General features: G+C 58.8%; 17 protein-coding genes and 3 pseudogenes. 6 read left to right on the plus strand and 14 right to left on the minus strand.

Annotated features, from left to right (window positions below):
- The first annotated feature begins 109 nt into the window (after nucleotides 1–109).
- The gene (locus G3N61_RS04950) at nucleotides 110–1,387 is read left to right on the plus strand and encodes a tyrosine-type recombinase/integrase (RefSeq protein ID WP_205821746.1); all 1,278 of its coding nucleotides are present in this window, start codon (nucleotides 110–112) and stop codon (nucleotides 1,385–1,387) included.
- Here G3N61_RS04950 and G3N61_RS04955 read toward each other — a convergent pair.
- The 6 genes and pseudogenes from G3N61_RS04955 to G3N61_RS04980 all read right to left on the minus strand — a co-directional run bounded on the left by G3N61_RS04955 (nucleotide 1,329) and on the right by G3N61_RS04980 (nucleotide 10,038).
- A complete protein-coding gene (locus tag G3N61_RS04955) occupies nucleotides 1,329–1,613 on the minus strand; it encodes an AlpA family phage regulatory protein (RefSeq protein ID WP_205821783.1) in 285 nt (94 codons plus the stop codon). The two genes, G3N61_RS04950 and G3N61_RS04955, sit on opposite strands and share 59 nt — an antisense overlap.
- Nucleotides 1,614–2,826: 1,213 nt before the next feature.
- On the minus strand, nucleotides 2,827–4,068 hold the full coding sequence (locus G3N61_RS04960) for a porin (RefSeq protein WP_241017581.1): 1,242 nt from the start codon (nucleotides 4,066–4,068) through the stop codon (nucleotides 2,827–2,829).
- A gap of 174 nt (nucleotides 4,069–4,242) precedes the next feature.
- Nucleotides 4,243–5,886, minus strand: a pseudogene (locus G3N61_RS04965) (MFS transporter); the annotation flags it as partial.
- A gap of 85 nt (nucleotides 5,887–5,971) precedes the next feature.
- Nucleotides 5,972–7,210 carry a CaiB/BaiF CoA-transferase family protein gene (locus G3N61_RS04970; protein WP_205821747.1) on the minus strand — a complete coding sequence of 413 codons (1,239 nt, stop codon included), beginning with the start codon at nucleotides 7,208–7,210 and terminating at the stop codon, nucleotides 5,972–5,974.
- A 77-nt stretch (nucleotides 7,211–7,287) separates the two neighbouring features.
- Nucleotides 7,288–8,424, minus strand: coding sequence for a MaoC family dehydratase N-terminal domain-containing protein (locus G3N61_RS04975; protein WP_205821748.1), 1,137 nt, complete (start codon nucleotides 8,422–8,424; stop codon nucleotides 7,288–7,290).
- Nucleotides 8,425–8,478: 54 nt separating this feature from the next.
- Nucleotides 8,479–10,038 carry an acyl-CoA synthetase gene (locus G3N61_RS04980; RefSeq protein ID WP_205821749.1) on the minus strand — a complete coding sequence of 520 codons (1,560 nt, stop codon included), beginning with the start codon at nucleotides 10,036–10,038 and terminating at the stop codon, nucleotides 8,479–8,481.
- A gap of 116 nt (nucleotides 10,039–10,154) precedes the next feature.
- Between G3N61_RS04980 and G3N61_RS04985 the strand changes: the two genes are divergently transcribed.
- Together G3N61_RS04985 and G3N61_RS04990 are read left to right on the plus strand one after the other, a co-directional pair.
- Entirely contained in the window at nucleotides 10,155–10,967 is an 813-nt protein-coding gene (locus G3N61_RS04985; RefSeq protein ID WP_205821750.1) for an IclR family transcriptional regulator, read from the plus strand.
- The gene (locus G3N61_RS04990; RefSeq protein WP_346778549.1) at nucleotides 10,964–11,425 is read left to right on the plus strand and encodes a PaaI family thioesterase; all 462 of its coding nucleotides are present in this window, start codon (nucleotides 10,964–10,966) and stop codon (nucleotides 11,423–11,425) included. Before G3N61_RS04985 ends, G3N61_RS04990 begins: the two co-directional genes overlap by 4 nt.
- A 336-nt stretch (nucleotides 11,426–11,761) precedes the next feature.
- Here the strand turns inward: G3N61_RS04990 and G3N61_RS04995 are convergent, their stop codons facing one another.
- The 3 genes and pseudogenes from G3N61_RS04995 to G3N61_RS05005 all read right to left on the minus strand — a co-directional run.
- Nucleotides 11,762–12,661, minus strand: a complete 900-nt coding sequence (locus tag G3N61_RS04995) for an integrase core domain-containing protein (RefSeq protein ID WP_205821751.1) — start codon at nucleotides 12,659–12,661, stop codon at nucleotides 11,762–11,764.
- The gene (locus G3N61_RS05000; protein ID WP_205821752.1) at nucleotides 12,658–13,050 is read right to left on the minus strand and encodes a hypothetical protein; all 393 of its coding nucleotides are present in this window, start codon (nucleotides 13,048–13,050) and stop codon (nucleotides 12,658–12,660) included. Before G3N61_RS05000 ends, G3N61_RS04995 begins: the two co-directional genes overlap by 4 nt.
- Before the next feature lie 633 nt (nucleotides 13,051–13,683).
- Nucleotides 13,684–13,935 (minus strand): annotated as a pseudogene (locus G3N61_RS05005) (transposase); the annotation flags it as partial.
- Nucleotides 13,936–14,011: 76 nt separating this feature from the next.
- Between G3N61_RS05005 and G3N61_RS05010 the strand changes: the two are divergent.
- A complete protein-coding gene (locus G3N61_RS05010; RefSeq protein WP_205821754.1) occupies nucleotides 14,012–14,386 on the plus strand; it encodes an HTH domain-containing protein in 375 nt (124 codons plus the stop codon).
- A gap of 1,035 nt (nucleotides 14,387–15,421) precedes the next feature.
- Here G3N61_RS05010 and G3N61_RS05015 read toward each other — a convergent pair.
- The 3 genes from G3N61_RS05015 to G3N61_RS05025 all read right to left on the minus strand — a co-directional run bounded on the left by G3N61_RS05015 (nucleotide 15,422) and on the right by G3N61_RS05025 (nucleotide 18,630).
- The gene (locus G3N61_RS05015; RefSeq protein WP_241017582.1) at nucleotides 15,422–16,681 is read right to left on the minus strand and encodes an MFS transporter; all 1,260 of its coding nucleotides are present in this window, start codon (nucleotides 16,679–16,681) and stop codon (nucleotides 15,422–15,424) included.
- Between the two features lie 232 nt (nucleotides 16,682–16,913).
- On the minus strand, nucleotides 16,914–18,152 hold the full coding sequence (locus G3N61_RS05020; protein WP_205821788.1) for an FAD-binding oxidoreductase: 1,239 nt from the start codon (nucleotides 18,150–18,152) through the stop codon (nucleotides 16,914–16,916).
- A 127-nt stretch (nucleotides 18,153–18,279) separates the two neighbouring features.
- The gene (locus G3N61_RS05025; protein WP_205821755.1) at nucleotides 18,280–18,630 is read right to left on the minus strand and encodes a RidA family protein; all 351 of its coding nucleotides are present in this window, start codon (nucleotides 18,628–18,630) and stop codon (nucleotides 18,280–18,282) included.
- Between the two features lie 475 nt (nucleotides 18,631–19,105).
- Between G3N61_RS05025 and G3N61_RS05030 the strand changes: the two genes are divergently transcribed.
- Nucleotides 19,106–19,774: an XRE family transcriptional regulator gene (locus G3N61_RS05030; protein ID WP_205821756.1), complete on the plus strand. Its 669-nt coding sequence runs from the start codon at nucleotides 19,106–19,108 to the stop codon at nucleotides 19,772–19,774.
- 36 nt (nucleotides 19,775–19,810) lie between these two features.
- Here G3N61_RS05030 and G3N61_RS05035 read toward each other — a convergent pair whose 3' ends face one another.
- On the minus strand, nucleotides 19,811–21,307 hold the full coding sequence (locus tag G3N61_RS05035; RefSeq protein ID WP_205821757.1) for a M81 family metallopeptidase: 1,497 nt from the start codon (nucleotides 21,305–21,307) through the stop codon (nucleotides 19,811–19,813).
- 554 nt (nucleotides 21,308–21,861) lie between these two features.
- Between G3N61_RS05035 and G3N61_RS05040 the strand changes: the two genes are divergently transcribed.
- Nucleotides 21,862–22,755 (plus strand): LysR family transcriptional regulator, encoded by an 894-nt coding sequence (locus tag G3N61_RS05040; protein WP_205821758.1) that lies wholly within the window; start codon nucleotides 21,862–21,864, stop codon nucleotides 22,753–22,755.
- A 167-nt stretch (nucleotides 22,756–22,922) separates the two neighbouring features.
- Here the strand turns inward: G3N61_RS05040 and G3N61_RS05045 are convergent.
- Nucleotides 22,923–23,810: pseudogene (locus tag G3N61_RS05045) on the minus strand (IS3 family transposase); the annotation flags it as partial.
- Between the last annotated feature and the right edge of the window lie 72 nt (nucleotides 23,811–23,882).

Below are 23,882 nucleotides of genomic sequence, written 5' to 3' on the forward strand. Positions count from 1 at the left end.
TTGTTTCCACTCACCTAAACTCGCTACTTCGGCGTAGGTTTTTGGGCCGTTGTGAAGAAAACCTACGCCGCGTATCCTTCTCTCGGAAAAAACCTACGCCGAGGGAAGAATGCGCTTTGATGCACGTGTCGCGGCCAGGCTGCCCAGCGGGGAGCACATGACCTTTGAGGGATTTCCGGGACTACGCCTGCAGGCTTCGACGAGCCGCAAGTCGTGGACGTATCGCTACAAGTCACCAGTTGACGGCCGGATGCGACAGGTGAAACTTGGCGAATGGCCGGCGATGGCGTTTGCAGCAGCGATCGCTGCGTGGGAGAAGAACCGCGTCGAGCGTGATACTGGCGCCGAGCTCTCGGCTCTGCGTCGAAAGAAGGAACGCGCGGCAGCCCGTCCATCACCAGAGGATTACACCGTCAAGCAGCTCTGCCGCGACTATCTCGAAGGGTACGTGGAGGTGAACCGCAAGACGAAGGGTGCGGTCGAGGTCGCGCGCATCTTCAAGGCGATGCTGGGACCGATTGCAGATATGCGCGCGGCGACCATCACCCGTGCACAGGCGTTTGATTTCCTTGAGTCGTACCGGGCCACGCCCATGCTGGCGTCACGGCTTCGGATGGAACTTGGGTGTGCCTGGCATTATGCGCTCGATGCGGGTCGCCTTCCGCAGGACACCGCTAACTGGTGGCGGGAGGTTCTAAGGGGGCGATTGAAGAGCAAGGGGCGCAAGGTCGAGGGGAAGTATACGGGGACACAGAAACGGGTCCTCTCGGTAGACGAGCTTGGCACGCTGATCCGGTGGTTGCCGAACTTCAGCTTGACCGTTGCCGACGCATTGACGCTCTACCTTTGGACCGGCACAAGGGGCGGCGAAATCGTCGCAATGGAGGAGACCGAGATTGCGGAGGAGGCTGGCGGGCTGTGGTGGACCATCCCGAAGCACAAGACCAAGGGGCTCCATAACGAAAGAGCAACGGACTTGCGAGTGCCGCTCATCGGCCGCGCCGAGGTCGTCGTGCGTCGCCGGCTGGTCCAGGCCAGGGGACCCTTCCTGTTTCCTTCGTCATCGCGAGGTACGTCGATGAACCAGACCGTGATCCAGCACGGCGTCTACTATCATCAGCCATATTGCAAGATCGCTCCGAAACACGACCGTCCGCGTCTGCCGGTCACGCACTGGTCGGCCCATGACCTTCGGCGAACGACCCGCACGCTTCTGGCAACGCTCGGTTGCCCGAATGAAATCGGGGAAGCGGTACTCGGTCATGTGCAGCCGGGCGTTGTTGGAATCTATAACCGTCACACCTACGACAGGGAGCGGCGCGACTGGCTTACCCGCTTGTCGCATCGACTTGAGGAGATCGCAGCCACGTATCCTGCGAGGAAGTAGCGCGATGGCGTCGATTGTTATGGCCGGTGTTCGGGGGAGGGAGGAGATCCGACACGGGTCGGGCCTCGGCCCACGCTTCGACCTCGCGGGTGAGCCATGCGACGCGACGGCCGGACAACATCCGGGGCCTTGGGAACAGGCTTTCGCGAACGAGCTTTTGTACGCTCGTTTCCGAGAGCGAGACGGCGGCAGCGACTGCAGGAAGATCTAGGTAGAGCGGTTTCATACTGGTCGGTGCGGGCATGCTGCAATCCTCTCGGTTCGGGGGCGCTGACCAATAAACAATGTTTTGTAATCGGTTTTTACTCGAGCCGTTCGCGAGCCGCACGCGCTGCGCTCAAACGACAAGCTCCCGAGATCCGGCTCGCATTAGATGTCACGGAGTCGGGCATTCGAGCAAGGGATCAGCGCTCGAAGTGCGCTGATCATGCGATGGACTAGCGTGCATAGCACCGACGTCACGTCGAACCATCCGGAACTCGACGGGCTGCTCTACGACGCTCTCGTGAGCGGAAAAGAATCGGCGGATCTGCGGAGAACGACTTTAATCCCAAGGCGAGGAGCAAGGAGGGCTTCTAGTCAAATAGACCCGCGGTGGTCCGGACGAAGAGACGAAGCACGACCGCGAATGCGAGAGATGAGCGCCAGTGCTTGAGGGACAACTCACGCACTCAGGCAGTGCATCAACAATCACCATCATAATTGGTTGTTCGGGAAAAACAAGGCGTTCAACCTTCGCTATTCGTTAGCAATTCGCGCGATGAGGCTGGATGGAGCAAGTGATGCTCACGCCATGTCACGATAATTCACGAACGATGAGACCCACTCAACTGAGCGATCAACGAGAGCATGTCACGTACATGTAGGCAAACGGTGGCCGTTTGCGCGGGAGACTGCCGAACGCGGCCTCAGGCCTCTGTCTTGGCCTAGAAAAGCCGAGACACTAGTGTCGGTCGATGGACGAAATGCAGAGCGCGGGGGCGAGTACATTTATCGACATCGTACTTTCGACATACTCACAGACGTGCCCGTTCGCAGTCGGATCGCGTTGTTTCAAAATGGATGATAGTCGATCGAAAGATCCTCTAGCCCCTGTTGACCATCATTTATTCTGGATCCCTATGTATAATTTTCGCGCAATCCTTTGATGCTCAGGGGAAGGACTCGAAAAATATGTTTATCTACCCTTGAGAGAATTAAACTTATCTTACTAGATTCAACTGCGCCGCCGACGGCAGGGGCACGAGACGGTGATCTTTGACGATCAAATTCGTGCAATCAAGGCCGAGGCGAATTCAGCCATACCAAGGGCAACGTCCTGAACTACAGGCGCTTGCTGCGCCTCGTCCGATTGCCTCTGCGATTTGGTGCGTCAAGGAGCGCGACGGTGGGATCCTTGGTTGCACGCCGTGCGGTTCGGGAAGGCAGGCCGCCCGAGCTCAGAAGAAATGCATGATGCCGAGCCGCAGGATCAACTGACGCGAGTTGTTAGACGGCGTCACCGTCAGGATCGAAGCCACCGCGGGTTGGTTCGTCGAATCGGTGCCGCTCGCGATCACATACGTTGCGAGGGCATACAAATCTGTCCGTTTCGACAGGAGGTAATGCGCGGCTGCGTTGAACTGGTTGTAATGGGCGGGTGGTTTGCCGTCTATCGCACCACCGGTCAGAAAGTCATACGCGCCGGTCAAGGCGATGTACGGTTTCGGCAGATAACGCACGTACGCGGCATAGCTGTTGAACACCGCTGTGCCGTGATAGCCGAGCGGATTCGTTATGGACAGCGTGCCCGAATTCGGATCGCCGAGGTCGCCGAACCGCACGTTCGAATAGTTCGCGCCGACAATCAAGCTGCTCGTGCCGTACTGCGCGCCGGCTCCGATCACCTGATACGTGCTGGCCGACGCAAAGCCACTGTACACCGGGTTCGACTGAACGCCGGTCACCGTGCCGGCGTTGTTGCCGGTTGCCGAACTCAACGTATTGTTGCCGAAGAACGACTGGTTCGGGTCGTGCACCTTCAAATAGGCCGCCGCGACCTTGTACGGTCCTGCGCCATACGAGGCGCCGAACGAATAAATGCTGTTGCGCGTCATGGATCCCGCGACGCCGCCGAAGCTGTACATACCGCCGACGGTGAGGCCTCGCCACGTAGGGCTCATGTACTTGACCGCATTGTTGGTGCGGTAGGTGTTCGCGAAGTTGTCGATGTCGTTGCCGTGCGCGGTGAAGGTGCCACCCCCACCCACGGTTGCCGCTGAAAGCGGCCGCAGGAAATCGACCACCGAGTCGTACTGGCGGCCGAGCGTCACCGATCCATAAGGCGTCGTCATGCCCAGATAGGCCTGGCGGCCAAAGAATGTGCCTCCTTCCTGCAGTTTCCCGGTGCCAATATCGAAGCCGCTTTCAATCCGGAAGATCGCCTTGTAGCCGCCGCCGAGATCCTCGGTGCCGAGAAAGCCGAGCTGGTTGCCGGCCATCACTGTGCTGCTTGTCGTCCACTGCGTTTTACCCACCCGTGCGCCTGCTGCGTTCAGCGCCTGTGCGTTGCTGATGTAGTTGATGCCTTGATCTATGATCCCGTAAATGGTCACCGACGACTGTGCAAGCGCTGCCTGTGACAACATGCCGACGCACAGGCAACCTCCAAAGGAAGCTGTCCTGGCTATTAGTTTTTTCATGATTGTCTCCGTTCTATTATGTTTTTTATTTCGTAATGCGAAATATTATCCATTCGGAAACGCGTGATCAGGAACATGCCTTCCTGATCACGCGTCCAGGTTTTTTGCGGACGCGCTTGCGTGCATGGGTTCAAGGCCACCTGCGGCGAGCGGAGCGGGCGCGGGTGCGGGATCGCTTTCGAGGCTCACGCCCTTCGTCTCAGGCAGCAGGAACACGCCAACCACGAAGGTCATGATGATGATCGTGACCGGATACCAGAGGCCCGCGTAGATGTCGCCCCGCGCGGCGACGATGGCGAACGCCGTTGCCGGCAGGAAGCCGCCAAACCAGCCATTACCGATGTTGTACGGCAGCGAGACAGCGGTGTAGCGGATGCGCGTCGGGAACATCTCGGCCAGCACGGCAGCGACCGGGCCATAAGTGGCGGTGATAAGCAGGCCCAGCGCGATCAGGATCACGATCGCCATCGGCCAGTTGATCTGCGCGGGATCGGCCCGCTGCGGATAGCCGGCTTGTGCCAGTGCCTGGACGAGCGCGGCGCTGAAGCGTGCCTCGTCGGCCTTGGCGCTCGCATCCGTTGCGCGATAGCCGGGTACCTCGACCGAGCCGACACGCACCGACGCGATGGTGCCCGCCGGAGCGGGTGTGTTTGCATAGCTGAGGCCGGCCTTCGCGAGTGCCTGCTTCGCGACGTCGCACGACGTGACGTAGTGCGCAGTGCCCGTCGGATTGAACTGGAACGAGCAGTCGCCCGGGTCCGCGACGACCTGGATCGGTGCGTGGTCGAGTGCGGCTTCGAGCGCGGGATTCACGAAGTGCGTGAGCCCCCTGAATAGGGGGAAATACGCGCACGCCGCCACTAGCAACCCGATCATGATGACTGGCTTGCGGCCGACACGGTCGGATAGTGCGCCGAAGACGATGAAGAATGGTGTGCAGATGATGAGCGCAATGCCGATCAGCAGGTTGGCCGTCATGATGTCGACATTCAGCGTCTGCGTGAGGAAGAAGAGCGCATAGAACTGGCCGGTATAGAGCACGACAGCCTGGCCCGCGACCAGCCCGAACAGCGCGATCAGCGCCAGACGCAAATTGCGCCACTGCCCGAAAGCCTCGGTCAACGGCGCGTGCGAGCCGCGGTTTTGCGCCTTCATGCGGCTGAACACCGGTGACTCGTGCAGCTTCAGGCGAATCCAGACGGACGCCGCGAGCAGGATCGCGGAACTGAGAAATGGCACGCGCCAGCCCCAGTCGGCAAATGCGGCATCGCCCACCGTGAAACGCACACCGAGTATCACGATCAGCGAGAGCAGCAGGCTGAGTGTGGCGGGTGTCTGGATCCACGCGGTCCATGCACCGCGTTTCGCATCGGGTGCGTGCTCCGCTACGTAAGTGGCGGCACCGCTGTATTCACCGCCTAGCGACAGTCCTTGCAGCAAGCGCAACACAATGAACAGGATGGGCGCTGCGATGCCGATCTGATTGAAGTTGGGCAACAGGCCGATAATGAACGTCGAGAGGCCCATCACCGAAATCGTGAACAGGAACGTATATTTGCGTCCGACCTTGTCGCCGATTCGGCCGAACACAATCGAGCCGAACGGCCGCACCGCAAAACCCGCCGCAAAGCTGAGCAGAGTGAAGACAAACGCGGCGGCGGGATTGACGCCGGCAAAGAACTGCTTGCTGATGATCGTCGCGAGCGAACCCGCGAGATAGAAGTCATAGGCCTCGAATACCGCGCCAAGCGACGACGCGAACAGAACACGCCGGTCGTCACGCGTCATCCGCGTGACAGCCGTAGGGTTGTCAGTCATTTTCGTCTCCGTGCGGCCGCCTCGTGGGCGGCGTCGTTATCGTTCGTGAAACGGCAAAACGGCAGCTGCGCGTCGGCGGATCGGCTTAGCGCTTGTGGCGACGCGTGGTCGGCGTGACGCCGGAGGACAGCAATTGATCGATGTCGCGTGCCGAGTAGCCCACGTCGCGCAGCACGTTTTCGGTATGCGCGGCGAACGCCGGTGGTGCGCTGCGAACCGAACCGGGCGTGCGCGACAGCTTGACCGGAATGCCGACGCCGCGATAGTCCGGCAGTTCGACCACCATGTCGCGCGCTCGCGTTTGCGCATGCGTGAGTACATCGGCAATCGACTGGATGCGCGATGCGGACACGCCCGCTTCGGTCAGGCTCGCGCACAGTGGTGTGCCGTTGAAGTTGCGCAGAATGGGTTCGAGCGCCTCGCGCAACGCGGCGCGGTTCGTCACGCGTAGCGGATTCGTCGCGAAGCGCGCATCGTCGATCAATTCGCGATGGCCGATCACGTCGCAGAAGCGCCGGAACGCGCCGTCGTTGACGACGCCGATGAACACGTCGCAGTCGGCGGCGGTAAAGGTGTCATACGGCGAGATGTTCGGGTGCGCGTTGCCAGTCAGTTTCGGCGTTGCGCCCGACGCGAACCAGTTGGCGGGGTGTGGATGCAGCAGACTCAGCGCGGTTTCGAACAACGACGTGTCAACGAGCTGCCCTTGCCCCGAGCGATGACGCTCGGCGAGCGCGAGCAGGATACCGATCACCGAAGACAGTCCCACCGCGGTATCGACGATCGGAATGCCGATGCGTGTCGCGCCCGCCGCCGCGTGGCCATTCACGCTCATCAGCCCGCAGAACGCCTGCAGGACCGCGTCGTAGCCGGGCATCGACGCGAGCGGACCGCTCGCGCCGAAGCCGGAGATGCGGCAATAAATCAGCTTCGGAAAGCGCTCTGCGAGGACTCTGTGATAGTCGAGGCCCCACTTCTGCATGGTGCCGGGCAGGAAGTTCTCGATTAGCACGTCGGCGTCGGCAAGCAGGCGCAGCAACACTTCGCGACCGGCGGCGTTAGAAAGGTCGAGCGCGATGGCGCGCTTGTTGCGGTTCAAGCCGTGAAAATACGCGGCGCTGTCGCCAACGAAGGGCGGGCCCAGCTCACGGGTTTCATCGCCTTGCGGCGGCTCGACCTTCAGCACGTCCGCGCCGTGATCGGCGAGTATTTGCGCCGCATACGGACCGGCGAGCACACGCGAAAGATCGACGACCTTCAACCCGTGCAACGCCCCTGATGGCGTACAGCCTGAGGCATACGGCGCGTCCGACGAATCACTCATCCAATGTCTCCAGTCTTGATGTTCGACAGGGGCCGTTGTGCCCGGCCCTCGGTACTGCCACACGCTTCTGGAAGCGCTCAGCCGCGCGACGGCAACTCGACCACGCCGCCGCCGAGCACGGAAAGCTCCTTGTCCTGGTTGCGCGCTTCCTGCTCGATTTCGACCAGATGCCGGCCGTTCTCGACATACTTGCGCAGCACCTTGCCCGTGATGAACAGCATGTCGCCAGCGGGATTGTGGCGGCGGATCTTGCAGTGCGCACGCCGCAGGAAGCCTGCGTCGCCCATCCAGTTCGTCATGTGATGCGTGAGCCAGGAGCAGCGCTCGGGACCGTAGTCATAGGCGCCCGGCGCACCGACGCGCAGCGCGAACTCCTCTTCCCAGTGCACGCGCTCCGGGCAGTCGGGAATGCCGAAGCGGTTCTTGATGCCCGCGCCCGGATGCGCATCGACCAGTTGCCAGGCAAGCTTGTTCGCACGGATATACAGCCCGCCCCAGCCTTGGGCATAAGCGATGAAGCCGGTGACCGTCATTGGTCCCTTCAGCATGACCGGCAGTTCCTCGCCCTCGGCGACGTCTTCCCAGTAGCGTTTTTGCGCGCCGCGCACCGGTTCGTGCCGGTACAGTTCATACGCCTCGGCCAGTTCACGCTCGGAGTACAGCCGCGGCGCGCGCGACTTGACCTCAGTGTACTTGGTGCCTTTCTCGCGCGCATGGTCGCGCTCGGTGCGAAAACACCAGCTATCCGCATCGGCGACCCGATCGCCGTCCTGGTTGTAGAAGTCGACGTGATAGATCTGCTGGACCGCGCGGCCCGCGAAGCGTGTGTCGTGCTCGATCAGATCCTTGAGGCGCGCTTCGGTGGTGATGGTGTCGTTGCGGTGGACCGCCTTGTGCCAGTTCCAGTCGGCGCCCGACCACATGGCGTGCACGCCGGGCAGACCGCCCACGTAGCCGGAGATGATGCGGCTCGTGGTGAACAGGAAACTCGGCAAGGCGATCAGGCCGCCATATTGGGTCTGCGCCGCGTATTCGGGATCGCACCACAGCGGGTTGTCGTCGCCGATGCCGTGCGCGTAGTGGCGAATGTTGTCGCGCGTGGCTTCATAGCACCACGGCTCGACCGTCGGTCCAACCTTCACGCCGATGCGCCGCTTGAGGTCTTCGAGACCCTGCTCGGTGATTTTGGGGAACATCAGCTGATCTTCGGCCATGCGTCTTCTCCTGATTGGCGAGGTGTGTCTACGTGTTCTCGGGGGGGTACTGCATCAAGCGGCGCTGGCCGCGGCTTGACGCTCGCGTTCGCGCAGCGCCTTGCGATTGATCTTGCCGGCCGGATTACGAGGCAGTTCGTCGACGAACTCCACGATGCGCGGATATTCGTGCTGACTCAGCTTTTGTCGTACGTAATCCTGAATTTCCTTGATAAACGTATCGTCGCCATCGCGCTGCGTAACGACCAGAACCTTGACAACATGCCCGCGCAAAGCATCAGGTGCTCCAATCGCCGCGGCTTCACGTACGTCGGGATGCTTGAGGACCGCGTCTTCGACTTCGACCGCGCTGATGGTCCAGCCGGCGGAGATGATCACGTCGTCGGCGCGGCCGAGATGATAGAAGTAGCCATCGGCGTCGACACGGCCGAGATCCTTGGTTGGAATCCACGCGCCGCGCCGCCATACCGCGAGTTCGCCCGTCACGTCGGGTGCGCATGGCACGCCGTTGGCGTCCTGCACTTCGACGCACACGCCGGGCACTGCCTTGCCGAGCGAGCCGGGCCGCACGGCAAAGTCCGGCGCGCCCGGATAGCTGACCAGAATCACACCTATCTCGGTCGTGCCATACATACTGCAGACCATGCAGCCGAACGTGCGTTGCACGAACTCCATCGTGTCGCTGTCGATTGGCTCGCCTGTGAACGACAGCTTGGAGAGTGCGTAGTCGAATTGATGCGCGACGCCGGAGTTGCGGATCATCCGGTAGTGCGTGGCGGCAGCCGACATATTGTCGAAGCGATGCTCGGAGAGCGCGCGCAAGAGCCGCTCGGGAGCGAACTTGCCGGAGTAGGCACCGATCGTTGCGCCGAGTGCGAGCGGCGCGAGCGTGCCGTGCCAGAGTCCGTGTCCCCATGCCGGCGACGACGGGCAGAAGAACGTTTCTCCGGGCCGCACACCGGTACCGTAGAGCGCCGCGCGAAGGACCATCACGAGCGCACGGTGCGTATGGCGTACCGCGTCGGGCAATTCGCGCGTCGTGCCCGATGTGTACTGGAAGATCGCAAGATCGTCGCTATGCGAGGCACAGTCGAAACGGTCAGGAAAGTGCGCGAGGGACTGCAGCCAGGCATCGTCAGCGACTACCGTGGAAAGACCTGGCACCGACGCCGCCACGGTTGCCTTCTGTTCATTCGTGAACAGCATCCGCGCCTGGCAGTCTTCGACCCGCAGTTTGAGGCCATCGGGACCGAACAACGTGAAAAGCGGCACCGCAATCGCGCCAGCCTTAAGGACTCCAAAAAGACAAGCGTAAAAAGAAAGCGACGGGTCGAGCATCACGCCGATGCGGTCGCCCGGCTGGATGCCCTGTTCCCGGAGATAATGCGCGACTTGCGAAGAGGTGCGGGATAGCTCGGCGAAACTGAGGATTTCGTCGTGACCGTCGGCGTGAGCGACGATGACGGCGGGGCGGCCGCTCGCCGCGTGGCGGTCCACGCATTCGTGCGCAATATTAAGCTGCGAAGCGTCGCCATCCACCAACTCCCATAACTTGTCGACGCTGAAATGCTGTTGTGCATCGGCATAAGACGTGTATGCCGTCAACTTGGTCATCTGCTTTGTCTCCGGTTCGTTATGTCGTTCGTTAGGAGACACTGTAGAAAGCTCGCGCGTTTTTGTCAAATACGTTATGCTTTTGTCTATAGACAAAAGTAACAAGGAGAACAGGCATGAACGATCGAACCCAGTCCGGCGACGAGAGCGGGAAGGCCGGCGACGGCCCGCGAGTGCGCCCGGTGCCCGCGGTTAGCCGCGCCATCGCGATCTTGCGGCTGCTCGGCGAGAGCGAAGAGCCGCTCGGCGTCAAAGCGGTCGCTGATCAGCTCGAGATGGTGCCAAGCACGGCGTTGCACATCCTGCGTGTGCTGGTTGACGAAGAATTGGTGAAGGTGGATCGAGCCACCAAACGCTATGCGATTGGCGCGGGCATGCTGGCGCTCGCGCGCAGCGCGCTGAAGAGCGGCGGCTTCAGTCAGCTCGCGCAGCCGCATCTGGACGAACTCGCCTCGCGCTATGGCGTGCGCACCATGGGTGTCGAGGCGAGCGGACTGCGGCACATGGTCGTGAAGGCATTGTCGCGCTACGAGTTGTCCATCAGTCTGCACGTCGAACTGGGTAGCCGGTTTCCGGCACTGATCAGCGCGACGGGCCGCTGCGTTGCAGCGTTTGGCGGCTACAGCGCGACTGAACTCGAAGCGGGATTCGCTGCGCTGCACTGGCAAAATGCGCCGTCGCTGGACACCTGGATGAAAGACGTCGAAGCCACGCGCAAGCATGGCTACGGCGTTGATCGCGGCAACTACATCGCGGGCGTCACGGTGGTTGCGGCGCCGGTTCTCAACCCGTCCGGGCGCATGGCATACGGACTCGCGGCGGTTGGCATCGCGACGCAACTGAACGCGGAGCGCGTTGCCGCGCTTGGCCACGATCTGCGTGAAGCGGCGGCGGATATCGCGGCGTCGATTGTCGAGAGAAGCGCGTGAGCGACACCGCCGATACGCAACGGCTGGTCGACGCCGGCTGGCGTGAGCACGCACGGAGCGGCTTCATGGGACTGGTCGGGCCGTTATGGAGCCGGCGCGAAGCAGATCGTTACGTGTTCGGCGTGTTCGTGACGCGCGAGCATGTGAACCCGGCGGGAATGATCCATGGCGGCATGATCGCGAGCCTGCTCGATCAGTCGGTCAGCACGGCGGCGTGGGAAGCAACGGGGCGGCAGCCCTGCGTGACGGTGCAACTCGATACGCATTTCGTCGCGGCCGTGCGTCCCGGTGCGTTCATCGAGGCACGTTCGCGTATCGTGCGGCAGACCGGCACGCTGGTATTCGTGCAAGCTGAATTGAGCGTCGACTCTGCCACTGTCGCGACCGGCGCTGCGACAATCAAGATAATCCGGCGCCCGGACAATAGACTCAACGCGGGAAATCATCCGCCAGCGTGATCGGTGGTGTGCCGCGGCGGCGATTGCTGTTCCAGTCGTTCGACCGACTGCGTGGCGCAGCCGGTTGTCGCAGAGCGCAATCGAATTCGACGTCGTCTAGAAGAAGCGGGAGGAGAACTCTGGCTCCTCATAGAGAGAATGATGCAGTGTTACAGGAGCCTCGTTCGCCGCGCTAAATTTGTGCTTCGTCGGCGCGATAAGCTTAATTTGCACGATCTCGCGGTATACGCTTACTTGGAGTTGCAAGTGGCGCGCAGACAATTCGTCGCGTCCCCTAGCAAGAGTGTTGACCGCGCTAGTGTATCGCCCCGGATTGTTTGGACACGGTTTTGGGACTCAGGCGGCCTGTTTAAACATCCGTGCCTGACGGGCTTCGAGGGGTGACATGAAGCCCAGTTTTTCCAGCCGCCATTCTCGGTTGTAACGATCTTTGAAGTCAACGACAGCGTCACGAACTTCATCAACATTCCTGAAGATACGCCCGTGAATCGTTTGTTCTTTCATGGTCCGATTGAACCGCTCAGAGACGCCATTGGTCTGCGGTTCGGCGACGAAGGCGTAGCTCGCCGTGACGCCCCAGAATTTGAGCTGGTTCCGAAAGTCGTCGGACGTGTACTGGGAGCCATGATCCATCCGCAGCGTCAGTCCCGCTCCGATCGCGGCACTCACCCCGCCGAATTCGCTTTGCAGCCCCTGAGCAATAGGCTCAAGCGCAGCGAAGCGGTCGCCAGCCTTCACCGCGTGGATGCCCGCGCAATATCCGTCGCAATGATCGACGGCTGCGAAGACCCACACCAGACCATCGTCCACGGTTTGAATGCGAACCCCATCGGTTCCCCACATCTCGTTGGGCGTATCGGTTGTGATCCGTCCGTCGTGGAGATTTGCCTCGCCCCGCGGCCCGCGATACGGCGAAAGCAGATGGTGTTCGCGCATCAGACGCAGCACACGCTCACGCGAGGCCCGTATGTCGCGCAGAATGCGCAGACGGGCCCATACCTTGCGATGCCCCTCGCCGGTGAACGGCGAGCTTTCCAGGTCATCCTGGATGGCTTGCAGCAAGGCGGCGTCCGGCACCCTCGGTTTGGGACCGCGTTTGAGCCTGGTGATGGGAGTGACGGTAGCCTTTGTCCTGGCGCGTTCGGCATGGATCGACGAACGAGGGAAATTGAGCGTCTGGCAAACGCGCTTCAGGCCATAGCGCCTGCCGGTATCAGCGGAAGTCTCGTTGCTCATTTCGACGACTTCCGCGCGGCTAAAGGGGTGCGTGCCTGCCGCTCGCGTTCCTTGTGCAGGATCTCGTTCTCCATGGTCAACTCGCCAACGCGGCGCATGGCCTCATTGAGCCGGGCTTCAAGCGAATCGCTGTGCCGCTCCTTCAGGCCCGCGTCCATCCCCGCCAGAGCCATCTCACGCCACGATTCAAGCCGCGCGATCGGCACGCCGACTTCACGGGAAACGGCATCGACAGGCTCGCCGCGCAGCAGGCGAAGTACCACGCTGCGCTTTTTCCCGGTGGACCAGCGCTTGACTTCATCGGCCGCGCCGCAGGCGCTTCCAGTCGCACTACGCGCTCCTTCCAGCGCCTGCGGCGCAACAGCCTGTGTGGGCACCTTCTTCAGCATAAAAAGCTCCTTTTCTGGACAGCTGTTTCACATCAAATCTGTGTCCAGAAAAATCCGGGCCGTGGCACACGAAGGAGGATCGAACAGCGAGCAAGTAACGGAGGACGGGTCCCGTCTTTCCGCCTTTGGGGAAAACGGAGAGAACGACGTCGCTGGCAATGCCGCAGAGGCACTGGACACAGCATTCGGACACGGCGTTCATCGGCCTATTCGCGCGACAGAAGCGGGTGCACGCGGATGCGAACGTTGTGCAATTGGAGAACTCGGCTTTGGGGTCCGAGGACATCATGATCGCACGGCTCGATGCCGTGTTCGAACTCAACTTGCTAAAATAATCAATCATGTGATCCCCGATATTTTCGAGAGGGACGAGTGCCGCGGGATCGACCGCAAGTACTTCTCTTCTACATCTACGGCGAATGACGCCGCATGCGCGCAATCGCACCATCGTTCTGAGTTTCCCCAATAGCCGCTCGACTTTGATGTAGGTGTCGTTGACACGCCAACTCTTAGGAATGCGGCGCCTTCTGTAGTTGGGTAGCCACGCAGGCATTCGCTGAAGCGGCGGCATCCCAATTTTCTGAGTGCCTGGCGGCTGCGATCTCCATTTCATTTCGGAATCCTCTCGTGCGTTTTCTGCAGCCGTCTGTTCTCCGCTTCCAGCTCACTAATCGGACGAGTTGCTCGTACAGCGACCGCTTCACGACCACCCGCCTCACCAACGCTGTCGGCCCGGCGGCTACGCCGCATCCAGTTCCCTAATGTCGCCACCGGCACCCCGAGCCGACGTGCGGCTTCATGCTGACCGACTGATTCGGCAAGCCTGACGGCCTCGACTTTGAACTCGTCCGTGTATTGCCGTTTCGGCACTGACTTTTCTGACATGCAACCCTCCGTACATACAGGAAATTAACAAAATTCCTGCTGTACGCAAAATCGAGGCATGGTCAAGGGGCGCATGATGAAACAAGTGGAAGTCGGTATCGGAACCCCCGAGGAGTTTTTCGCCCGAAGCAAGCGTATTGCGCGCGCAGCTGATCGGGGTGAAGCGATCCCGGGAGAGTTTCGAATCATGTTTGAAGACCCGGAGGATCTCGCTCGACTGCTCACGCATGGACGGATCGAATTATTCCGTACAGTCAAGGCCGAACCCGCCTCCATCACGGCCATCGCCGAACGTCTGCACCGCGATCGCAGTGCGGTCAAGCGTGATGTGGACATCCTGAGGGAGGCCGGCCTGGTTGCGGTCGAAGCCGTGCCCAATGCGGGACACGGCACTCACAAGATCGTTCGAGCAACGGCCGCGCGCGTCGATTTGCATGTCTCGATCGCGTGAGTGACCAGCGGTGCTAGCCAATAGACCTGTGTGACCTCTAATCCCCAAGCCTCCTTCCGAGACTTGGGGATTTTCTTTGCTCGTCAGTTTTTGGCCGGTGCGTCCGCCTGCGAGCCGGACGGTGAGAAAGTCGAAGAGGCCGAGGGCGTGCCGGGCGGGACGTTGATCGGATTGTAAATACAGGTGACGCCGCCACTCGTCGGGAAGATCGAGTAGCGCAATCGCAGCTGACGGCCGCAGTTATGCCCCCCCCGGCGCGTCGTCTGCGGGCGCGAATCGCTCGGTCACTTGCTGGTGCGCCGAGGCTCCCATGGGGACCAAACGCTCAGCGTAGCGCACAGCAACACCATCGCTGCACACACAAGAAGGCCAGGAACCGATTCGTCGGGCATCGACAACCAATGGGAACCGCTGTCCCGAGGAGCCGCCAGGACAGAAAGAGCGCATACCGGGCGCGCCGCCACCACGGTTGCTAAGCATGCAGCGAGTTGGTCCTCTGTAAAAGAAATGCGCGCTTCCTTCGCGACAACTAGCAGCACGTAGCCGAGAAGAACCTCAGTCAGCACGCCTCGCCCCGCATCAGCATGGCCGGCACCGGAAGGTCGCTTTCTGACATTAGGACTGCATAGGTTTGTTGGATAACGCCTTGGTGAGCGGTGCGATCATCGGGCCGTTCGCAGGACGTTTTGGTAGACCGAAGTTTCAGTAGTCAGCTGTCCCGTTCCGATAGTCAGGCTTATCTCATTAGTAGACTTACATGACGCTCTTCGGAGAAAACTTCAAATTCATTCGCTGACGTGGAACGTGGAGACGTCTTGCGCTAGTTTCTGACGTGATGTCGCGGTGCGCGCCCGCGCGAAAATGGAAAGCGGGCGCGCTTATTGCTGAACAGGGGGATCTTTGCGCCCGTGTGTATGCCACGCGGTCCTGGCTATAGTCCCCGCACAATATGGCTAGGCTCCGGACTCATAGGCCGCTGGAGAAATCCCGTCGTCTGGTCGAACCCCGAACTACGCATATGCTGTGGAGCATATCTCAAGCTTGCTGTTCGCCTTCGACAGTATTGACGACCACTTTCCCTTCAGCGTTCTCTGACGTTCTTAGGCTATCTGGCTTCACGAGCAGCGCAATGAAGACAGCGCAGGTTGCGGCTGCGATGAGGAACCAGAAGGCCGCATCAAAGCTCTTCGTACCGCTTACGATGAAGCCGATTACCATTGGTGCAACGAAGGCCGCAGACTGCCCACCGACGTTCACCATCCCGATTCCGCTACCCACAAGGTTCTTTGGCAATGCTTTGGCTGGCAGTGCGATGACCGTTGCAAATACAACCGATTTGCAGAAATAGACGCAGCACTGGAAGACGACCAGTGTAGCGATGGTGGAAGCAGTGTACATCATATAGATGAAAATGGCCGCAAAAAATGTGCCAAAAATCAGCAGATACTTCTCTTTGCCGTCGAAGAACTTCATGATGACCCAACCGCCTACCGCTGTTGTTGCCATAGCTATGAGATATGGGATTGGCGCAACGAAAGAGACCGTTTTCAAGTCCAATCCCCGTACTGTCAACAAGTAAGTAGGCATCCATGACTCAAGACCGCCGTTGATGATATTGATGCAGAACCATATCGCCAGAATCTGCCAAATGAGAGGCATTCGAACCAGTTCACGAAACGAGATATTCTCCTCCTCCACACGAATATTCTCCCCCTTGCTGTTTCTGATGAATACCCAGTAGAAGATGGCGAAGGCCGCGCCGAATAGGCCGATGTAGTGAAATACAGATCTCCAGCCGAAGTAGAGAATCATCGGGGCAATGATCACGGGCGCAACGAACATTCCGAGATAGTTGGACGAAACTAGCAGTGTCGTGGCCTTCGGCCGGTTTGCCTTTTCAAATTTCTCGGCAACCGTCTGGAAACTCGCACAGGGGAACAAACCCTCGCTGAAACCGAACAAGGTACGAATAGTCAACAGGCTCACGAACGACCACGCGGCGCCAGTGAGGCCTGTGAAGAGTGACCAAGCGAGAAGGCCAGCGATGATAATGGCTTTGGAGCCGTATTTGTCTGCGAGCCTGCCGCCGGGAATCTGCATGAGCGCATATCCGAGGTAGAAGCTGCTCATGATCATGCCCACGCTCGCTGGACTCAGTGTGAAGTCCTTCGCAATTGCTGGGGCAGCATAGGAAATGGCGGACCGATCGACGTATGAGATGCACCACGCCAAATAGATCAAGGCAAACACTGCGTAGCGATGATTCACTTTGTCTACTAAATTTTTCATACCCATACGTCATCTCCGTTGAACCTGCTTTTTTCTGTGGAAAAGGAGGTTTCTTGTCTCTGCTGAGCGCCAATTGAAAACTTCGTTTGACCGTGGTTTTGTTAGATTTGGGACGAAGTAAAGGCGTCAAAATTATCATATACGGGAATTGCGTCTCTGTCAAAGGCGGTGTGACCGCCTTGACTTATGGCGCACGAGCTTCAACTTTTGGCGGGGCTCTCTGGCTTGTGCTGCATACCTAAGCGAACCGCTCGGGGCTGTATGGTGCCGCGTCGACATATGGAGTCTCGCCGGAAACAAGTTCAGCAAGAAGGCGTGCAGTAGCCGGGCCCAAGGTGAAGCCTTGATGACCATGACCGAAGTGGAACCAAAGCCCTGGGTGACGCCACGCCGGTCCGATGACAGGGAGCATATCGGCGATACAGGGCCGCGCTCCAAGCCATGGCGTAGCCTCCACCGGTGCTCCAATTTTAACGAGCTCGGTAGCGTATCGTTCTGCCGCAAAGAGTTGTCCCGGAGTGGGGGCGGATGCCAGGTCAGCAAATTCCGCACCGGTGGTAATGCGAAGGCCGCGTGCCATTGGCACCAACGCGTAGCCCCGCTCGGCGTCAAGCAGCGGCAACCGCAAGTTGCTGCTTGAATCATAGTGGCGGTGGTATCCCCGCTTGATGAATAGCGGGAAATCGTAGCCCAACGGCCGAATGAGCTCAGCAGACCAAGGACCGAGACAGACTACGGCCTGTTGAGCCGAAACTTCGCCTTCGTCCGTCAGTACGGACCAACCTGGACCATCGGCTTGCAGTGTTTGTGCATCTCCACTATATATTTTTCCGCGATTGCGCTCGAAGAGTTCGCTATAGCGTTGCACGAGGTCGCCGGGGCCATCCACCGTCCAGGAGTCCCGCCAATGAACAGCGCCTGCAAGTCGGTCGCTCAAAGCAGATTCCGCCTTCTGTAACTCAGCACCCGCATAGACGTCGATGTTTAGGCCGTGTTCCTTTGCTACTTCGGCGGCATAGTTGACGGCTTCGTCAAACGCTCTCTTACTTCTATAGACCTCCAGCCAACCGTCTCTTCGGATTAGGTCCGTCGATTCGGATTCGACAATGTAGCGTGTGTGTTCCGATATGCTGTGCTCAATCAATGCCGCATACGCGGTAATTGTCCTGGCATAACGCGCAGGTGACGATTCACGCCAATACTTTGTTAGCGTCGGGAGAATCCTGAGCGTAGCCGAAAGGTGATAATTGACATGGTTTCCTTGGCCGGCGACCACTCGAAAAAGAGTTTTCCAATCTCGAGGAAAAGCATACGGCCGAACGGCCTCTCTCTGAATAAAACCCGCATTGCCATAGGAGGTCTCCAGACCCGGGCGCTTGCGGTCGATAAGGGCCACTTCATAACCGCGCCTTTGCAGCGACAACGCGGTACTTACACCGACCATTCCCGCTCCGAGAACAACTATTGATTTTGTCATCATGCTGTGTGCGTACGCCTGAAGATGAACCACGCCATGGCAAAGTCAAACTTCAGGAGTTCCCGTGGTTCGTAAGGTGTTTAGAGCGTTGGCCCAGTCCTACATTTGTAGGTTGGTGCCCAGGGGGCTAGAGCGAGGCGATTACCGCAATTTCCACAAGAAGCCCTGGGCGCATCAGCTGAGCTTGGACGCAAGCACGAGCTGGCGCGTGGCCGGTAGGAATCCATCCATCCCATACGGCATTGAACTGCTCGAACAGCGCTGGGTCGGTGAGCCAGACGGTAGCGCTTACAATATTCTCTCGACCGATGTTCTGCTCCTTAAGCAGGCTATCAATCTTGTCGAAGACTTCTTTGGTCTGGCTCGCGATCGAAGCTTCAGGGGTGCTCGGAACTTGGCCTGAAAAGAAGGCAAAGCCGTTAGCAAAAACCGCCTGGCTCATACGAGCTGTGGTGCGCAAACGTTTAATGTCACTCATCAATCTGTCCGTGAAAGTTGAGGTGGTGGGGAACGTCGTTCTTTGTACTCAGGCGCCGCGCGCCCTTCAGGCCCATTGTTGGTGTAAGCAGCTCGGAAGATGCCGCAGAGCGGTGATTCGGACGCCAGTTTTGTTCCTTTGACCGTGCGTCACACCGGCGGGGCAGCACTAGACCAGCAGTGCCATCGTTTCAGCCAATGCTACTTCCTTGCGCCGCCAGGCCATTGCCAGCTGCCGAACGCGCGTCTTGTCTGTAGCACGCTCATTGGCGCCGGTGCGACTCTGCCAGTCAGCCAAGGTAGTGTGGACTTCAAGACGTTAGCGTCCCAGCCGTTCCACTAGCGAGCATCTACTGCGTTACAATGCGCTTTGTCGTTGACCTACCAGCGCTTTTATGTCTTCTGGCGCCCGAGGTGGATGCTGTCGGTCTCTATCAATCCAATGATTCTCAAGTTTGAAAGATGGTTCTCACGCGATGAAAAACGTAAGCACAAAGACGGTTGCCAAGGCAACGAAGAAAAAAGTGGAGCCAGAACTGCAATCCAATTCAAAAAGCTCTTCGATCAATAGGACGGAGGTCGGTGCTAGATTGCGCACAAGACGCAAGGCCCTTGGGCTGACATTGAAAGACCTGGCTCGGGACTCAGGCGTTACACTCTCAACGATTTCGAAGGCTGAGCTTGGAGAAATCGGGCTGACCTACGACAAATTTGGTGCGTTAGCAAAAGCATTAAAGCTGGATTTTTCTGACCTTTTTGGCCACCCAGATGACGACATCGCGCTTGAAGCGGTGCATACAACCAGTGGTAACGAGGTCTTCTATGACACCGACTGTTACCGTTACGGACTAATCGCCGCAGACCGTCCGAATAAGAGAATGACGCCAGTTCGAGCCATCATCAAGGCTCGAAAGACTACCGATTTTTCCGAGTACATACGACACGAAGGCGAAGAATACGTATACGTTCTACGCGGTTCGGTGAGGCTTTTATTTGAGACGGGGGCCAGCTACGATCTTGCTTTGGGCGACAGTCTCTATTTCAATAGCGCTATCGGGCATATTTATCTCTCTACTGGAAAAGGCCACGCCGAATTGTTAGGGGTCTGTTTGGGTTCCTCTCCGCCCGAAGGCGGGGTGATCTAAGAGTAAGCAGCGACCAGTTATTGCGATGGCCGATGCTTAGCGGCGGACGTCGATTTCCACGAGTTCCGCTTTTATCGCGTCATCTTGAAACGGCCACTTTGGCTGCTTGATATTTTTGTAGGGCAACTCTGACAAGTCGCTCGTCAATGCACCGGGGGAGCTCGCATATACAACCTTCGCTGCTACCTTGGAGAATGAACCATAGAAGTGCTGGCTGGATTTCACAACGATAAGTCTGGCTTTTGAAATGTCAGCGCCGAACTTTGTAAATAGATCTATATTGCTCGCTTGATTTCGAAGTGAGACCAGGACGAAGAAAACGCCGTCTGATTCAACGAAAGCGGAATCCCCCATTTCGGAGACGGTTCCGGCAGCGACACCACCTTGCTGAAAACTCGTAATGAGTTTGTGAACCTTTACCGGCAAGTCTAAAGGTTCCCCGGATGCCGGGCTAACTTTGCCCCCAATCCGCAGGTTTAACACGGAACCTTCTCCAGCATCGAATGCGATTCGAACTGCGACTGGATCCCATACAGGGCCGATGAGGACATTCTTAAGGCCTCGCTTCAAGATACTGCGGATGACAAACGTCGAATCACCGGCCGCTCCGCCTCCGGTGTTGTCAGCAATGTCCGCCAACACGACTGGGCCCGTTGGACACGCAACGGCTTCGTCTAGTGCATCTTCTATGCTCAGCGGCCTTGCGCCAAAATCGTGTCGTCCATCGATCATCTTTTGGGCCAGTTCGAGCGCGACCTTGTCGCCGAAGCGTTTATCGTCGTCGGTGTAGACGAGCGCTTTTATGCCCATGCCTGGAACGTCCCCGTATACGAAGCCATGAATAAGCGACACGGAGAGAATGGTTTCATTTTTCTGCTCCAACTCCTTCATGTGGCTGACGAAAGAAGACATCGGTTCGTTCGTCGTATGCATGCCGTGGATGGCCATATTGCAGTCGACCACAGATGCAACCGGGAAGCGGCGACCCTCAACTCGTGCGGCACAGATATCCACCAGTTCAAGTGCCCTTTCTAGGACATCGGTGTGGGGATATTCCTTGTAGGCAATGAGAACATCGGAGTACTGAACCATTTCATTCGTGAAAGCGCTGTGCAGATCCAGGGTTGCTCCGACGGTCACCTTTTCGCCCACAATTTCACGGATACGCTTCAACGTGTCCCCTTCGCAGTCGTCATAGCCATCCGCAACCATCGCCCCATGCAAGCCAAGAACGACCATATCAACTGGCATGGAGTCCTTGAGATCGTTCAGAAGTTGGTCGCGCAGTGACTCATATGCCTGCCTTGTAACCTTGCCGCTGGGCTGAGCCGCCGCAACTAGTCCTTCGACCACCTCCCAGCCCCTTTCTCGGGCGCGAATACGCGCTGCCCAAAGGGGGCCGCCGCCATGTGTCATGTAATCTGGATGATGACCAGCCGGGAAGAAGCAGCGTGACTTGAACGACTCTACGCTGGTAGGCATAGGGGCAAAGGTGTTCGTCTCAGTGAAAAGCGCTCCCGTAAATACTTTCACATCTACTCCTTAGTCTCTGTAGATACTGGCTAGGATTGAAAATGGTCCACAACGATTGTTGGACACTTCCCCATTTCTAACGGAGCGACGTTGTCCCGTTGCGCGCCGGACCGAGACCGTACCAAGCCTCGAGTTGGATGTTCATTGGATAATTATCATATACGGGAATATCGGCTGTGTCAAAATGATTCCGAGAGCACCACGAAGGAAAGCGATGGGAGAGTGGTGCCGCGCAACTTCCAGTTGGGAGCACGACAGGTTCGCAAACGGCCGGTGCATTCCGACTAGGCGTTCAAGCCATACGGTCGGCCGCGACTGCGCCAAGCGAGTGCTGGTCGACCGACGAGCGCCTGCTCTGGGTTAGCGGTGATGACTGGATGACGCCGGCAGCGGTGAACTACCTCGATTCGACGGAATTACTTGGCGGGTACGGTTCGACAGCCATCGACGTTTCCATCCGGCGCTTAAGATGAAAACGCCGAGGGAAGCATTCGTTTTTGCCGCATACCCTGTGCAGGTTTCACTGGGTTATTACACAGAACCAATGGATACCAATGGATTTACGCCAACTCAGACTATTTGTCGCTGTCGCCGACTGCGGCAGCATCGCGGAAGCCGCGCGCCGAATGCACATCGCTCAACCAGCCTTGTCCAGGCAGGTATCCGCGCTCGAAAGCGCTATGGCTGCTCAGCTGTTTTACAGGAGAGCTCGCGGTGTGGTGCTTACTGCTGCGGGCGAGGAGCTGCGAGTTCGTGCAGAGGAAATCCTAAGCAAGGCCAGCGCACTGAAAGAGCACATTCGCAATGCGGTAGACGGTACATCAGGAACGCTACATATAGGAGTGCTGCCCGGCTACAGCTGGGTTCCTTCGTTGGCGCACTCGCTTAGAGCGCTGGTGGAGCGCTCGCCGGCGGTGAACGTCGTCATGACACCTGCATTGTCCAAGCAGCAGATGGATTCCATCAAGCGCGGAGAGCTTGATGCCGGGATAGCCGCATGGCGGTCTCCTTGGGACGAAGAATTAACGGGGATTCCAGTCCTGAGTGACCGATTGGGCATTGCTGTATCGAGTAGTCTTCGTCTTCCGAAGGGAGTTCCCTTAAAGTTGACTGACTTTTCTAGCCATCCATTTTTACTGGGCCCACGCGAGCGCGGACCTGCTTTCCACGACGCACTGCTGCGCTCGTTTTTACGCGCTGGTTTCACTCCCATCGACAGGGGAATTGTAGGGACAGACATGCCCACGCTGCTAGGTCTCGTCTCAGCAGGCGTCGGTTGCGCTGTGGTTCCTGAATCCCAGGTAAGCCGCGGTTGTAAAGACGTTCAATTCTTCCTGGTTGAAGGCCTCGATATATCCCTTACCCTCGACTTTGTTTGGCGGACGGACAATACGAGTCCTCTCCTTGCGCATCTCATTGATGCGGTCAACGCGTATATCAATGAATGACAGTGGGGTGTCTATACCATCGGACCCCCCATTAACACTCGCTCTCACTGAGCTCCGACGACTCTGCCAGATGTTTCGCGTTTGGTTGCGCCTATCCCCTCACGGAGCTTTCACACCTGGAGGCCCCAGCACTCACTGGAGTTGACCCTGTAATCCCGGACACAGCATCACACTAAGGTTGCTGATTCCATCGAGCGCCGGAACTCGCGAGGCGAGCGGTATTTCAGCGCGCGATGGGGATGCTTCTCGTTGTAATGCTCGAACGCGATGGCTAGATTACGCGCAGCAGTCGCCGCGTCTGGCTTCGGCATGAAGGCAACGTAATCGCGCTTCATGGTTTTCACGAAGCTCTCGGCCATACCGTTACTTTGCGGGCTGCACACCGGCGTGGTCAATGGCTTCAGGCCAATGTCCATCGCAAACCTGCGCGTGTCGTCGGCCGTGTAGCCCGAACCGTTGTCGCTTAACCACTCGATTTCGGATGGCGTATGCAACGCATTGCCGAAGCGATTTTCCACCGCAGCCAGCATCACGTCGCGCACGATGTCGCCGCTGTGACCTGCCGTCGTGGCCGCCCAGCTCATCGCCTCGCGGTCGCAGCAGTCCAGCGCGAACGTCACGCGCAGCGGCTCGCCGTTGTCACAGCGAAACTCGAATCCATCGGAGCACCATCGCTGATTGCTGCGCGCTACGGCCACCTTGCCGTCGTGCCGACGTTGTGGCCGAGGTGGAATCGGTCGGCGCTGCGTCAGCAGCCCATGCGTGCGCATGACGCGATAGACGCGCTTTGCATTGAACGGCACCAGCCCAAGCGCGACGCGTTCGTTGCGCAACGTGCCCCAAACCCGGCGATAGCCATAGCTGAGCAAATTGCCGACGACGCGGCGGATTTCCTCGACCACGCTCGCATCGTCGGTCTGCCTCGATTGACGGCCATCCCGCCATGTAGCCGGACGCGACAGTCGTGCCGATACGTTCGAGCGCGACACGCCGAGAACTTCACAGACCAGCTTCACTGGTCGTCCTGCGGCAGCAAGGGCGAGTGCGCTATCCATTAATAGGATGGTCCGCCCCTCCCGTAATCGCGTAATCTGGGCCGACGCCTGTTTCCGTCCTCGGAGGTGTGC

Source organism: Burkholderia sp. Ac-20349, from assembly GCF_017104865.1.
Taxonomy (GTDB): Bacteria; Pseudomonadota; Gammaproteobacteria; order Burkholderiales; family Burkholderiaceae; genus Burkholderia; species Burkholderia aenigmatica.

Coding starts and splice junctions, on each gene's coding strand:
- G3N61_RS05015 (WP_241017582.1), bottom strand. CDS start 16,681: ATGGGTATGAAAAATTTAGTAGACAAAGTGAATCATCGCTACGCAGTG.
- G3N61_RS05030 (WP_205821756.1), top strand. CDS start 19,106: ATGAAAAACGTAAGCACAAAGACGGTTGCCAAGGCAACGAAGAAAAAA.
- G3N61_RS05020 (WP_205821788.1), bottom strand. CDS start 18,152: ATGACAAAATCAATAGTTGTTCTCGGAGCGGGAATGGTCGGTGTAAGT.
- G3N61_RS04950 (WP_205821746.1), top strand. CDS start 110: ATGCGCTTTGATGCACGTGTCGCGGCCAGGCTGCCCAGCGGGGAGCAC.
- G3N61_RS05010 (WP_205821754.1), top strand. CDS start 14,012: ATGAAACAAGTGGAAGTCGGTATCGGAACCCCCGAGGAGTTTTTCGCC.
- G3N61_RS04955 (WP_205821783.1), bottom strand. CDS start 1,613: ATGAAACCGCTCTACCTAGATCTTCCTGCAGTCGCTGCCGCCGTCTCG.
- G3N61_RS05025 (WP_205821755.1), bottom strand. CDS start 18,630: ATGAGTGACATTAAACGTTTGCGCACCACAGCTCGTATGAGCCAGGCG.
- G3N61_RS04980 (WP_205821749.1), bottom strand. CDS start 10,038: ATGACCAAGTTGACGGCATACACGTCTTATGCCGATGCACAACAGCAT.
- G3N61_RS04970 (WP_205821747.1), bottom strand. CDS start 7,210: ATGAGTGATTCGTCGGACGCGCCGTATGCCTCAGGCTGTACGCCATCA.
- G3N61_RS04975 (WP_205821748.1), bottom strand. CDS start 8,424: ATGGCCGAAGATCAGCTGATGTTCCCCAAAATCACCGAGCAGGGTCTC.
- G3N61_RS04985 (WP_205821750.1), top strand. CDS start 10,155: ATGAACGATCGAACCCAGTCCGGCGACGAGAGCGGGAAGGCCGGCGAC.
- G3N61_RS05000 (WP_205821752.1), bottom strand. CDS start 13,050: ATGCTGAAGAAGGTGCCCACACAGGCTGTTGCGCCGCAGGCGCTGGAA.
- G3N61_RS05040 (WP_205821758.1), top strand. CDS start 21,862: ATGGATTTACGCCAACTCAGACTATTTGTCGCTGTCGCCGACTGCGGC.
- G3N61_RS04960 (WP_241017581.1), bottom strand. CDS start 4,068: ATGAAAAAACTAATAGCCAGGACAGCTTCCTTTGGAGGTTGCCTGTGC.
- G3N61_RS04995 (WP_205821751.1), bottom strand. CDS start 12,661: ATGAGCAACGAGACTTCCGCTGATACCGGCAGGCGCTATGGCCTGAAG.